10 protein-coding genes are annotated in these 13,055 nt (G+C 59.7%); 7 read left to right on the forward strand and 3 right to left on the reverse strand.

The genetic code is table 11. The annotated features are described in order from the left end of the window. The first annotated feature begins 2 nt into the window (after positions 1-2). Positions 3-371 carry a hypothetical protein gene (locus NG895_RS14625; protein ID WP_252853253.1) on the forward strand — a complete coding sequence of 123 codons (369 nt, stop codon included), beginning with the start codon at positions 3-5 and terminating at the stop codon, positions 369-371. 63 nt (positions 372-434) lie between these two features. Here the strand turns inward: NG895_RS14625 and NG895_RS14630 are convergent, their stop codons facing one another. Beyond that, complete coding sequence (locus NG895_RS14630; protein WP_252853254.1) at positions 435-884, reverse strand: winged helix-turn-helix transcriptional regulator; 450 nt, start codon at positions 882-884, stop codon at positions 435-437. Positions 885-1,003: 119 nt separating this feature from the next. Here NG895_RS14630 and NG895_RS14635 point away from each other — a divergent pair, with 119 nt between their 5' ends. Then, positions 1,004-1,462: an SRPBCC family protein gene (locus NG895_RS14635; RefSeq protein ID WP_252853255.1), complete on the forward strand. Its 459-nt coding sequence runs from the start codon at positions 1,004-1,006 to the stop codon at positions 1,460-1,462. A gap of 205 nt (positions 1,463-1,667) precedes the next feature. After that, positions 1,668-3,056, forward strand: a complete 1,389-nt coding sequence (locus tag NG895_RS14640) for an alpha-L-fucosidase (RefSeq protein ID WP_252853256.1) — start codon at positions 1,668-1,670, stop codon at positions 3,054-3,056. An 8-nt stretch (positions 3,057-3,064) separates the two neighbouring features. Here the strand turns inward: NG895_RS14640 and NG895_RS14645 are convergent, their stop codons facing one another. Then, a complete protein-coding gene (locus NG895_RS14645; RefSeq protein ID WP_252853257.1) occupies positions 3,065-3,835 on the reverse strand; it encodes a creatininase family protein in 771 nt (256 codons plus the stop codon). Positions 3,836-4,001: 166 nt separating this feature from the next. Between NG895_RS14645 and NG895_RS14650 the strand changes: the two genes are divergently transcribed. From NG895_RS14650 to NG895_RS14660, 3 genes are all read left to right on the forward strand, one after another. Beyond that, positions 4,002-5,795, forward strand: coding sequence for a phospho-sugar mutase (locus NG895_RS14650; protein WP_252853258.1), 1,794 nt, complete (start codon positions 4,002-4,004; stop codon positions 5,793-5,795). A 37-nt stretch (positions 5,796-5,832) separates the two neighbouring features. Beyond that, positions 5,833-6,492, forward strand: a complete 660-nt coding sequence (locus NG895_RS14655; RefSeq protein WP_252853259.1) for a hypothetical protein — start codon at positions 5,833-5,835, stop codon at positions 6,490-6,492. Positions 6,493-6,559: 67 nt separating this feature from the next. After that, entirely contained in the window at positions 6,560-8,773 is a 2,214-nt protein-coding gene (locus NG895_RS14660) for a WD40 repeat domain-containing protein (RefSeq protein WP_252853260.1), read from the forward strand. A 57-nt stretch (positions 8,774-8,830) separates the two neighbouring features. Here the strand turns inward: NG895_RS14660 and NG895_RS14665 are convergent, their stop codons facing one another. Continuing rightward, positions 8,831-12,172, reverse strand: coding sequence for a discoidin domain-containing protein (locus tag NG895_RS14665; RefSeq protein WP_252853261.1), 3,342 nt, complete (start codon positions 12,170-12,172; stop codon positions 8,831-8,833). Positions 12,173-12,628: 456 nt separating this feature from the next. Here NG895_RS14665 and NG895_RS14670 point away from each other — a divergent pair, with 456 nt between their 5' ends. Next, a complete protein-coding gene (locus tag NG895_RS14670) occupies positions 12,629-12,979 on the forward strand; it encodes a hypothetical protein (RefSeq protein ID WP_252853262.1) in 351 nt (116 codons plus the stop codon). The last annotated feature ends 76 nt before the right edge of the window (positions 12,980-13,055 follow it).

Genomic DNA, 13,055 nt, shown 5'->3' on the forward strand with positions numbered 1-13,055 from the left:
CAATGTTTCCAGCTTACTGGCAGAGCTTCTTGGATCAGTACTCACTGACGGGAAAGATGGCCTCCGTTCCCGAAGACGTCGACATGTCTGGCCTTGGTGCCGAACTGACATTCATGACTCCCAACGAATCAAAGCAAGAAGCAGGAGATTTCTACCCCGGAATTGCCGTGCTCGCCGACGGCTACGTGCCGGTTGGAAATTGCGAAATGGGCACCGGCGATCCGTACTTCATTAATTCGAATGATGGACCAAATGGACCGCTCTATCGCATCTACCATGAAGCCGTCCATGCAGAAGAAGGCTACGACGCAAGTGAGGCAATTGCGACTGTGCTAGACCACGATAACGAGTTGGTCAAGTATCTCGAGTAACGGCAAATTCCTCCGCGTCTCTGCGTCTCTGCGTGAGACACCTTTCGGCCACCGTAGAGCCCCTTACTCCAAGTACTCCCCCACGATCCCCTCCCCACGGGCGACTTGCTCGATCGCCCGCTTGCTGATCTTGCGGTTGTCTTTGCGGATCAGTTCCATCAGTCGCGGGATACGTTGGGCTTGCGACTGGCTGTCGTACTTTGCGCTCCAGAGCATCATCTCGAACACCACTGGCACCAGGTCGAGGCCCTTCTGGGTGAGCGTGTAGATGCCTTTGCGGCCGTCGGTCTCGTCGCCTTCGCGCTCGAGGATGCCTTGCTCTACCAGATGGTCGAGTCGTGCGGCCAGGATGTTCGTCGACCAGCCTTCCTCGCTCTTGAGGAACTCGCCGTAGGTCCGTTTGCCGCGAAAGATAATGTCGCGGAGGATGAGTAGCGCCCACCGGTCGCCGAACGCCTCGAGACCGTAGTTCACCGGGCAGTGGGACCGGAGCTTCTTTTTTTGTCGCTTCATAGATCAACTCTAACTTTTCCACTTGCAATCTGCAATCGACCTCGCTAGATTGACTTCACTTGCATTTTGCAATCTATTTTCGAGACTATTTTCTTCACTCTGTTTTCCGGAGCAATCTCATGGCCGACATCGTCCAACGCATCGGTATTAAAGCCCCGCCCAGCAAGGTCTACGAGGCGCTCGCCACACTCGACGGGCTCGCCGGTTGGTGGACCCAAGAGGTTGCTGGCGACAGCGAGCCTGGCGGGGTGATCGTATTCACCTTCCGCACCGGCGAGGGGGAACTCAAAGGCGAGATGGGCATGCAGGTCGAGAGCCTCACACCCAACACCAAGGTCGCCTGGCGGTGCGTGGAAGGACCCGACGACTGGCTGAAGACCGAAATCTCGTTCACGCTCAGCGAGCAGGACGGGCAGACGATCGTGCTGTTTGCCCACCGCGGCTGGTCAGAACTGTCCGAGCACATGGCGCACTGCACCATGAAGTGGGCCACGTTCCTGTTGAGTCTCCGCGAGTTGGTGGAAACCGGCACCGGAAAACCGGCACCGCGGGACGTAAAAGTCGACAACTGGTACTGATATCCAGTTAAACGTTGTAATTGCTTGGGGGTGACTGGGGTCGAGTCCTGCGAGCCCCGAGACCTATTGATTACTGGGGGCTCGCGGAGCTCGACCCCAGCCACCCAATGCTTGTTTGATACTTTGGCACTCCGCCGGTGCCGAAGGTATACTTGTGGGAACTTGTTACAGCGGTACCAATTCACTAACAACGAGATTCCCACTCATGCACAGGCACTTCGCTTCACTCGCTCTTGGCGGCTTTCTCTTCGGTCTACTCACACTCGGCGTACTGCTCCCCTACCCTGCTCAGGCGGAAGAGGCCCAGTACACCCCAGCGCCGGAGAATCTGGAGAACCGCGAGGCCTTTCAGGACGACAAGTTCGGCATCTTCATTCATTGGGGCGTCTACAGCGAGCTCGGGCGCGGCGAGTGGGTGATGAACAACGAAAAGATCAAGGTCGAGGACTACAAGCCGGTTGCCGAGAAGTTCAATCCCACCGAGTACGATCCGGCCGAGTGGGTCGCCTTGTTCAAGAAGGCGGGCGCGAAGTACATCACCATCACGTCGAAGCATCACGACGGCTTCGCCCTGTGGGACTCGAAGGTGACCGACTGGGACGTGGTGGACGCCACGCCGTACGGCAAGGACCTGCTCAAGCCGCTGGCTGAGGAGTGCGAGAAACAGGACATGAAGTTGTTCTTCTACCACTCGCACCTCGACTGGAGTCATCCCGACTACTATCCCCGCGGTCGTACTGGACAGAACCTGGGCCGGCCGGACGAAGGCGATTTTGACAAGTACCTGAACTACATGGACGCGCAGCTCGCCGAGCTGCTAGTCGGCGACTATGGCGATGTGGCCGGCATCTGGTTCGATGGTTGGTGGGACCAGCGAGACTACGAGGCCGAAGATCCCCAGACCACCAAAGTCGACTGGCGGTTGGACAAAACCTACGGTCTGATTCACTCGCTGCAGCCGGGATGCATGATCGGCAACAATCACCATGTTGCGCCGTTCCCTGGCGAAGACTTTCAGATGTTCGAGCGCGATCTGCCCGGACAGAACAAGTCGGGCCACAGCAAGGACTCGACGATTGGCGATCTGCCGCTCGAGTCGTGCGACACGATCAATGGTTCGTGGGGCTACAACGCGAATGACAAGAAAATCAAAAGCAAGAAAGACCTGGTGCACTACCTGGTGAAGGCCGCCGGGCAAAACGCCAACCTGCTGCTGAACGTCGGTCCCAAGCCCGACGGCACCATCCAACCGGAGTTCGTCGCCCGACTCACCGAGATGGGCGAGTGGCTCGACGAGTATGGCGACAGCATCTACGGCACCCGCGGCGGCTCCGTTGGACTGCAGGAGTGGGGCGTCACCACTACCAAGGGCGACGCGATCTACGTACACATCCTGCAGGCCCCCGAAGCGGGCGAGGAAGGTTGGGTCACGCTCGCGGGGACTGCGGACCTCGCGGTCGGCGACCTCACGCTGTTCGGCTCCGAAGACGAAGTACCTCACCAACGGGGCGACGATGGCAATCTGCAGGTAAAACTACCCGCCGGCGCCGCCGAGGCAATCGACACCATCCTGGTGACGCAGGCCGCGGAGTAAGCCTCGCTTCAAACGTACGGCAGGTCGCCCTTGCTGGCTTTGGACAGGTCGGCAAGCACGTCGGCCAACGCTTGGGTGACCGCCGCGAAGTACTGCTGACCTTTTTCAGCCGTGGCCCGCGAGGGATCGCCGCTACCGGTATCGGGATGGCAATGCGCCCACGGCCGGGGTGTCCACACGCCCGGCCGGCGGAGCGCGGCGATGTCGAACGGACGCCGTTCGCCTGAACCGGCGTGCTCCAACTCCACGAGTTCCGGTTCGAGGTGCAGCAGCAAACTCGTTTCCATCTCGTCGGCGTGATCCCCCGGCTCGTCGAACACCGACTGATGCACCTCGGGCGCGAGCTGGAAGAAGTTCGCCACCACGATCAGCAGGGGAAACTCCGCCATCAGATCGCGAACCATTGGCTGAAACTGGTTGCCACCGTGAGCGTTGACGATCACCAGCCGATCAATGCCCTGGGTAGTAAGCGAATGGCAAACGTCGCGCAAGATGGCCAGCGCCGTGGTGGTCGAGATGCTGATGGTCGCCACCTGGTCGAGTTGCTGGCTATCGTTGCCAAACGGAATGGTCGGCAACACAATCACTTTGCCCCCTTGGCCTCCGGCCAGCGACGCTCCGCGCTCGGCGATGTGCGTGGCCTCCATCACATCGGTGCCATAGGGCAGATGATAGTTGTGCGCCTCGGTCGCCCCCCATGGCAGCACCGCCACGTTCGGTGGCTCCTCGCGGAGCCGGCGGTAATTCGTTTCGAGCAACACGTGGGGGCGTATGGGCATGGCAAGGGCGAACCGGATTGAGACTGATTGGAGAGCGAGAAATTGTAGCAGAACCCTGAAATCGCCGGGGAGTGCGGCCGTCCCGCTAGTTCAACCGCCGGACCTGTGATAGCCTACGATTCAGCGGCCAACTACTCAAACTCCTATCCTCGCACTCACGATTCCTATGTCCGACCAAGCCCTGCTCGACGCCATCGAGTCCGCCACGAAAGCCGAAAAAATCACGCCGACTGCCGCCACGCATATCCGCGAGTGGCTTACCGAGCCGAAGTACGCCGACTACGCCGACCAAGTGGCCGAGCACATCAAGGACGAGAAGTGGCAGGCCCTGGACGATGCATTCTGGACAATCATTCCCTTCGGCACGGGTGGCCGCCGGGGGCGGATGTACCCGATCGGCTCCAACGCCATTAACGACCGCACCATTGGCGAGAGCGCCCAAGGCCTGGCCGACTACGTGAAGGAAACGCTGGGCGAAGGAGCCGACCTGTCGTGCGCCATCGCCCGAGACACCCGTCACCGCTCGGAGGACTTCGCTCGGCTGTGTGCGGAAATCATGGTAGCGGCCGGCTTCAAGGTGTACTTCCTGAGCGGCTATCGCAGCACGCCCGAGCTGTCGTTTACCGTGCGTTACAAAAACTGCTCGTGCGGCATCATGGTCACCGCGAGCCACAACCCGCCCAGCGACAACGCAGTGAAGGTGTACTGGTCGAGTGGCGCGCAGGTATTGCCGCCGCATGACAAGGGTATCATCGATCGGGTGATGAACACGCAAGAGATCCGCCGGGCCGATTTCGACGAAGCCGAGAAGGCAGGACAAATCGTGCGGTGCGAAGAGGAAGTCGATCGCGCGTTCATCGATGCGGTGCTGCAACAAGCCACGCCCGGCCCTCGCGACCTGAAGGTGTTGTACTCGCCGCTGCATGGCGTGGGGGCGACCTGCGTCGTGCCGGCGCTCGAGCGCGATGGTTTTGAGAACGTCGAGGTGTTCGCCCTGCAGTCCGAGCCGAGTGGCGACTTCCCGAACGTGCCAGGGCATGTATCCAACCCCGAGAACCCGCAGGTGTTCGACGCCATCATCGGCCATGCCATGAACACGGGCGCGGACCTCTGCCTGGCGACCGACCCCGATTGCGACCGCATCGGCCTGGCCGCGCCGTTGACGCTGGAAGCGGGCAGCGACTGGCGGACTCTTACGGGCAACCAGATTGGCGCGCTGCTGTCCGACTACGTCTGCGAGACGCGGAAGCTCACGCCCGAGAAGTTTCAGGTAACGACGCTCGTGACCACCAAGCTGATCGAGCGCATTGGCACCAGCTACAACATCAAAACCGTGAGCGACCTGCTGGTCGGCTTCAAGTGGATCGCCCAGGCGATCGACGCCGGCGGGCCGGAAAACTTCCTGTACGGAACCGAAGAATCGCACGGCTATATGTCGGGCACGCACGTTCGCGACAAGGATGGTGCGGTGGCTTCGATGCTGGCATGCGAACTGGCCGCCAAGCTCAAGTCGGAGGGCAAAACGCTGCACGAGAAGCTGGACGACCTGTTCTGGCAGCATGGCGTGCATGCCGAGAAGACCATCTCGGTCATGATGCCCGGCAGCGATGGCATGGCCCGCATGAAGGAAGTGATGGCGGCATTTCGGTCGAACCCGCCGGAAACGATCGGCGGCTTCGACGTGGTGCAGCGCCGCGATTACCTGCAGAACATCACCACCAAGAAGAACGGCACAACCGAGCCGCTGCCCGAGCCGAAGGGCGACCTGGTGATTCTGGAGCTATCGGCCGACGGCAACTACATCGCCTGCCGTCCCAGCGGCACCGAGCCGAAAATCAAGTTCTACATGTTCGCCTACACTCCGGCCGAGATGCTGCACGACCTGGAAGACACAAAAAGCACGCTCGACGCACGGCTCTCGGAGTTTGAGGAGGACCTGCGAAAGTTCGCGGGGGTTTAGAAGACACAGGAGGATTCTTAGGTGGTAGAATAGTACCATGGCTGCTTCCTCGCCTCACATAGCTGAAACGATTGCCCTGGGGTTTGCTTTCGATCCCAAGAACAACGAGCGGATGCGACAGATGGACCTTAGCGACTTATTCGCCTCGGTGGGTAAACTGTTCGATCTGCTTGACGAACGGAAGGTCGACTACGTTGTGGCCGGTGGCATTGCCATGCTGGCCTATGTGGAAGGGCGAAACACTCAGGACATTGACTTGCTGCTTTCTCGCGAAGCCGTGGGGCAACTACCGGAACTGTCTATTGAAGACGAAAACAACGATTTTCTCCGAGCAAAGTTCGGCCAATTACAGGTAGATGCCCTGCTTACTGCCAAGCAGTTCTTTTCCCGCATCGCCCAAAGCCACAGCACGGTACAGACCTTCGCCGACCGAAAAGTCCGCTGCACTACGCCTGAAGGACTGGTGCTGTTGAAGCTGTTCGCCCTGCCTTCGCTTTATCGACAGGGAAACTTTGCGAAGGTTCGCATCTACGAAGGCGACATCGAAGCACTAGTTGATACCTGCGGGCTCGATACCAAGATACTTCTTAAGGGCCTTGAGGGGGAGGTAATTGATACGGACCTTAAAGAAATCGCCAACATCCTAAGTGACATCGAGCAGCGGATCACGGTGAAGAGATCACGGTTCGCGGAATAGCAACCGACACCCCCGACAAAAAGGGTTCCAACAGACAGACCGTTCCATCCAAATCCAGGGGGCTGAGATGAGGCGAATCGTCGCGGTAGGGATTGTCGTTGTATGGATGCTGGGTAGATTGGCCGCCGCCGAGCCGACCGAGCAGCAGCCTGCGGATGTGGATTTGTATGGCGATCCTCTGCCGGTGGGCGTCGTGGCGCGGATGGGCACCGTGCGGCTGCGGGTGAACAATCCGAATGCGCTCTGCTTCTCGCCCGATGGCAAGCAGCTTGTCGCCTGTGGTCACACTCCGCTCGTGTCGGTATGGGACGTCGCAACCGCTGAGCCATTGGAGCCTTACAAAACCGATCCGGTTGGCGAGTGGATCATGGCCGTGCGGTACTCGCCCGACGGCAAGTACCTGGTGGCCACAGGCGAGCGTGGCGAGGTGTGGGTCTGGGACACCGCGAGCCGCGAAGTGGTGTGGAGCGCCGAAGAGCATGGGGGCAGGACCTTCTCGATCGCTTTCTCTCCTGACCACAAGACCGTGGCGACCGCGGGTGGCGGCGTTGATCCGCGGGCGAGACTACTAAATCGGCTCGAAGGCAAAACCGTGGCGACCGCGGATGGCCAAATTTATTCGACGGTGAGACGATGGAATCTGTCCGATGGCAAGCCACTGAGCACCATCGACGTGGGAACTTTAATCCTGGACGACTGCCCACTCGACTTTTCACCGGATGGCAAACAGCTGGTATTCGCTACCACCCGCACGATCACTCTATGGGACATCGAACTGGATGAGCCAATAAGAGTCATCAAGAGACCATTTCTCGGGGGTGTCTCCTCTGTCTGGTTTACTAGCGATGGCAAATCGGTATTCACCGCCGGCTATCGTTTCGCGATCAAGAGGTTACCCAACACCTACAGGTCGATTGTCGAAAGGCGTTCAACACTGAAACGCTTTAGCCTGGAGACTGGTGAGGAAGAAGCGGCGTTTGCAGCCCCGGAACCACACGGTCAGGAACCAAAGACGGCGCCTTTGCCGGGGGGCGAATCGTTCGTCTACGTCGGCTACGAAGGTCTGTTTGTGCTGAGTGCGAACAGCGGCGAGATCGAATCGCGCTGGCCACAACCAGCCAATCATCAGTTCACCCGTGGCGGTGGTTTGTCGGTACAGCCGGACGGTTCGCTAGCTGCCCACCTGCGAAACGATGCGATCGTGCTGATCGACTTGAAATCGGGAAAACAACTTCACGACAATTATCACGGCCACAAAGGCCACATTATTTCACTCGCCACGGCGCCCGACGGCAAGACAACGGTCACGGGCAGTGATGAGGGACGTGTGCTGGAGTGGAACACCGAGACGGGAGAGTTCCTCCGCGAACTGCCCGGCACCAAAGGCTGGGTGCGGTGCCTGGAGTACACGCCCGATGGCACGAAGCTCGTCATCGCCGGCAAGGGCCGTGAAGAGAATCGAGGCTTTTTCGGCGAGGTGCTGGTGTGCGATCTTGCCAGCGGCGAGAAGGTTTGGGGGCAAGAAGTCGAACCGCGCGTGGTGGCCGCAACAGTCTCTCGCGATGGTGCGACCATGGCACTCGCCGCAGGTTTAGTCACTAGTTCCGCCGGTGATGAGCTGGTCGATCGAGTAGAGGTGCTAAAGCTCGACTCGGGTCAGGTGTTGCACAAATTCAATGGTCTTTCCGGTCGTGCTTTCAATCGTCAATCTGGATGTGCCGTGGGGTTGGGGTTCTCGGAAGGCGCACAAACCGTTCGCTTGCTCGACGACAATGGCAAGTTCACTCGGTTGCCGATCGAGCCCGCCACAGATCCAACGTCCACACAACTGGCAACGCCAAGACCCAATACCTCGATCCAGGCCGCCACGGCGAACGCGGCCGGCACCCTTGCCGTGTTCAGCTATCTAACGCGCCCCCATCTCAACGTTAACATAGGCGGTTTGCAAACGCTGCAACAAAAGAGTTCCATCGCTCTGGTCGATACCCTATCGGGCGAAGTTCGCTGGGAGCAGAGCACGGGGTTCGACTACGTCGATCACGGCAGCATCTCGCCCGACGGCAAGCTCATCGCCATCGAGCAGCGTAGCCCCAGCGAAGCTGGCGGCGATGTGACCCTTGCGATCTACAGCGCGAACGACGGCGAACTGTTGTGGGCGTTTCCCGTTGTAGATTTCCGCCTGTCCTGTCTGCGCTTCACGCCCGACAGCTCGAAACTCGTCGGCGGAACCCATCGTGGCGACGCGATGGTATGGGACCTATCGCTGGTCCCGGCACCGTAACGATCCGTCCAACCCGCTCTCTTCGCGTGCTGCTCAATTTGCTGCACTTGGAGCCGATCATTCGCGTTGGGCGGCGACTGGCAGCAGTTCGAGTTCGGCCAGCGACGCCCAAGGTTTGCCCTCGTGGGACGAATGGGCTTCGAAGCGAATGTAGCGGGTCGTCACTTCGTCGGTGGCGAACTCTTGCGCGTTCTGGTCGTCGGTCATCTCTCCGGTCACAATCGGACCTTGCCAGGTTTCGCCGTCCGAGCTGACATAAACAGCGAACTCCTTGGTGCGGCCCCCCTGGTTGCCATCCTGCCGGCCCAATAACCGAATGCCCGAGATGTCAGCCGGTTCGTTCAGCTCTATCTCAAAGGAATGGGGCATATCTGAAACGTGGCCCTGCCAGGGGGTATGCCAGAAGGTTTTCGGGTCTCCGTCTACCGCCAGCCGCGCTTCATGGCCAGACGCTTCGCTGTCGCAGGCTGCGACTTGCGGCTGGAGTCGTCGCATCCAGGGCTCCTGGAACAGCTCGCGAGCAGTGGCAAGGTCCAATTCATCGTTGGGGTCGAACCGCTCACTTTGGCAGTACTCGATCAGCGAGCGACGTAGCTGGCGGGCTGCATGGCGGTGCTCGAGATGGTGCGTCAAATCGTATCCACATGCCAGCAACCGGCCACTACCAATCCGTGCTTCGAACACCTGTGCCAGGTTACGGTTGTGGTGGAAATCGCTGACAAGTTGCAAGACCGGCTCGATGGACGGGGCTACCTCGGTCAGATCCCAAGTAACATTCCGCTGAAACAGATCGTACCACTGCCAATCACTGTATCCGTCATTGGGAAACAGCGACAATGCCGGATGGTTTGAATCGCACACCAATCCGAGGTGGCTGAACCGATTGCCCCACCATCCACCCGACCAGTACTGTGAAAAGAATCCACTCTCACCGTTATGGTGGTTGCGCTCTCCCTGGACCAGCAGCACCCGACCACCCTTCTGCAGCGCTTGCTCCACGTTCTTGTCGAACTGTGTGGCGATGATCAGCCCCTCAGGCTCTTCGGTCGACTCGGCCGCGGGATACACCCAGAGCGGCCAGGAGTTCACCGCGTCGCCTACGGCGATACGTAGCGTCAACCTTTCTGCCGAACCAATTTGACTCAGCGGAACACGAATCGCCCCCAGTGAAGTCACGGTGCCCGTCTCGATGCGTGGCACCACCAGACGTTCCTCGGCGATGACTCGCCCCCCAGCATCACGAATCGACCAGCGAACCTCCGGGTCAACCAGATCGTGAGGTCCATAGTGCGCCACCTCCAGATCGGCCGAAAGAGTCTCGTCGCTGGACCACTCGTACTGCGCGAATCGGGCGAGCGGCACCGTCGGGCTATTCCAGGCGCGGACCTCTTCGGCGGTGACGATCCCTTTCTCCTCAAAAAAGGGATCGAGGATGCCAACCAGGGCCTCCGCCTGGCCGGGAAAGTCGCCCAGCATCAGCAATTGGTAGCCGGCGTAGCTGGGGGTTCGCAACATCGCTTCGTGTTCGGCTTTGTATTGCACAAGTTGAAAGCGTGCCGAGGCCCGCTCGAAGTCTTTGAACCGATCGGTAAGTCCGGCGGCGCGTGCCTCTTCGCGCAAACGCTCATAGTTATAGGGACGCAGCGGACCATCGAACTTGGGCAGCAACTCCTCATAGTCCGGAAACACCGGGCGTTGTCCCGTCTCGTGGGCGATGAGCGGCTGGCTTGTCGTCTGGGCCGCCTCGGAAAAATCCCAGTCGGTACGGTTCGGTCCAATCCCGCGCGTGCCGGCCTTGCCCGTGGAGTGAGTGACCCAAAAGTCATCGGCCGCTATCGACTTCCGCGCTGTCGAACCGCTGTAGAGTCGTCGCGGGTCAGTCGACTTGGCGTCGGCCACGATTTGATCGACCTGCTGCCAATCCACCTGGCCGTTGAACTCGTTGCCGATGCAGAAGAGTACGAAAGAGGGATGATTCCCATAAGCGTCGCAGATGCGACGTATTTCGCGACGAACGAAGTCAACGACGTCTTCGTCGCTGCCAAAGTCCCGATCCCAGTAAAGCGTTTCGGGCTGCAGATACACGCCCAGTCGATCGGCCGCGACGAAAGCCGCTTCCGGGGGACACCACGTGTGGAAGCGAACGTGATTGAAACCATACTGCTGAACCGTACCCAACAAATGCTCCCATTCGTCCACACTTGTGGGCGGGTATCCTGTTCTGGGAAACACGCAGCAGTCGAGGGTGCCACGCAGGAAAAGCTTGCGACCATTGATGTACAGTGCGTTGCCATCGCGGGCAATGGTCCTGAATCCAAAAGGCTCGCTCCACGAGTCCTGCTGTGGTTCGGAGCCGACGGTTGCCTCCAGGGTTGCAACCGCTGTGTACAACTTCGGTGAAAACTCATCCCAACGGGAAACCTGCGTCTCCAGCGGAATTTCGAGCTCCAACGTCTGCTCCCCCGGGCCGATGGACTGCTTGCCCGTCGTGGAACTGCCAACTTGCTTTCCCGTTGACGCGTCGACGATGCGAACCGCCACGGTGCCGACTGCAGTGGTATCGATGGCGTTGACGGTGTCGATGCGCACCTGCACCGAATCTTGCTGGCCGGTCGCATCGATTCGTACGTTCTGCAGATGGACCGGGTCGCGGGCGACTAGTTGCAGATCGCCAACCAGACCGTTCCAGCGAGACTGAGTTTCCGGCCCGTAGGAGTGACCATTCACTTCGATGTCGTGGATCTTGCGATTATCCACGGCGACGGTCAGCCGGTACTCGCCTGCCGCCAGCACCCCCAGGTCGTATTCGTGCGGCGTGGCCAGCGAATCGCAATCGCCTAAGGGACGATCATCCAGCCAGACCTGCGACTTCCAGAGCACGCGTTCCAGGCGTAGCGTGAAATGCTTGCCTGCCAGAGCTTCAGGAACCGTGATCGTGCGTTGATACCAGGCCTGCCCCAGATACATCCAGGGGCGAACCAGGTGCCCCTTGCGATCGATGCGCGACTCCTCTTTTCCAGGCCCCATGGCGGTGAACGGGTAATCGACCGCGTATCGCATGGTGGCCACGTCCAAAGGTTCGCCCAAATGCCTCTCGTCGGTTGTTCCAGGCAATTCGATTGGCTCACCGTCCAGCGGTCCGAGGTACCACTGCGACTCTGCTCCGCGATCCTGCGGGTCGAGCCTGACAGACCAGGTACCCGACAGATCCACTCGCTCCGCAGTAGACGTAGCACTTGTCGTCGGTGACGTCGCTTCGCCAGCGTACGCGGAAGAGATGATGCCAACGGCTGTGGCAGACCACGCCGCCAGCAAGACAAAGCCCACAAATCGTGTTGCCAATTTCATCCAGCGCTGAATATCGCGCTCAGACCGTTGGTCATTCTCGGAGGTACTCATGGGTCCTTGTCGCTGGATGTCTGCGGATGGAATTGATCGTAAGGGGGATCATGGGGGGATGCTGCGGAACTACCCTGGATGCCTGTCGGCTGCAGGTCCGTAGGATCCAACGTAGTACTTTGGTGGCCGGCTACCAGGGACGAATGTCAAGCAGATCAACAACCGCGGAAAACCCCCGGGGCGTAACAGCCGCACCAACTCTGCGTATAAGAGGTGGCGATATCGGATATGCGTGTCATCTTGATTGCAGCGCAGTCGATTTGATCACATTTTCGACGGGCCGACCCCTGCGCGCCACAACCGCTGCCTTTGCTGTAAGTGATTGCATATAAGCCACTTACAGCTCTCTCCCTGGCTGTCTTCAGCTTTTGGCACCCTCTTCGCGTTACTAGGTAAGCAACGAGCGGCAACAGAGTGCCGCCGACCGCGAGACCCACCTATCCTGAGGACAAAACTATGTACAAGATCATCGTACCCGCCGCCGCGTTGGTCGCCTTCACCTTCTTAAGTACTTCGACCGACACTGCCCAAGCCCGGGGCGTGCACTTCCGTGCCGGCGGCATCCACGTCGACGTTGGCCATCCCCACCGTGGTGGATTCCATCGCGGTCACGCCCGCTCGTTCGGATACAACACCTACTATCCTTCGAATCGTGGCTGGGGTTGGGGCAGCGCCCATAGCTGGCACGATACCAGCCACTGGGACTACCATCCTCCGCAACTGGTGCCGCACGGCAACCACTTCCACGTGCAGCCCGGCCATTACGACTGGCATCAAGACGGCCACTGGGATCACCACCACCCGTAAGCGATAACGCTTGATAATTGGAGACTATCGCGGCGGCGGAACCTCCGGGTTTCGCCGCCGCGTTTTTTGTTGCGTC

This window comes from Aeoliella straminimaris (assembly GCF_024054565.1).
Lineage (GTDB): Bacteria > Planctomycetota > Planctomycetia > Pirellulales > Lacipirellulaceae > Aeoliella > Aeoliella straminimaris.

Coding starts and splice junctions, on each gene's coding strand:
- NG895_RS14625 (WP_252853253.1), top strand. CDS start 3: ATGTTTCCAGCTTACTGGCAGAGCTTCTTGGATCAGTACTCACTGACG.
- NG895_RS14630 (WP_252853254.1), bottom strand. CDS start 884: ATGAAGCGACAAAAAAAGAAGCTCCGGTCCCACTGCCCGGTGAACTAC.
- NG895_RS14635 (WP_252853255.1), top strand. CDS start 1,004: ATGGCCGACATCGTCCAACGCATCGGTATTAAAGCCCCGCCCAGCAAG.
- NG895_RS14640 (WP_252853256.1), top strand. CDS start 1,668: ATGCACAGGCACTTCGCTTCACTCGCTCTTGGCGGCTTTCTCTTCGGT.
- NG895_RS14645 (WP_252853257.1), bottom strand. CDS start 3,835: ATGCCCATACGCCCCCACGTGTTGCTCGAAACGAATTACCGCCGGCTC.
- NG895_RS14650 (WP_252853258.1), top strand. CDS start 4,002: ATGTCCGACCAAGCCCTGCTCGACGCCATCGAGTCCGCCACGAAAGCC.
- NG895_RS14655 (WP_252853259.1), top strand. CDS start 5,833: ATGGCTGCTTCCTCGCCTCACATAGCTGAAACGATTGCCCTGGGGTTT.
- NG895_RS14660 (WP_252853260.1), top strand. CDS start 6,560: ATGAGGCGAATCGTCGCGGTAGGGATTGTCGTTGTATGGATGCTGGGT.
- NG895_RS14665 (WP_252853261.1), bottom strand. CDS start 12,172: ATGAGTACCTCCGAGAATGACCAACGGTCTGAGCGCGATATTCAGCGC.
- NG895_RS14670 (WP_252853262.1), top strand. CDS start 12,629: ATGTACAAGATCATCGTACCCGCCGCCGCGTTGGTCGCCTTCACCTTC.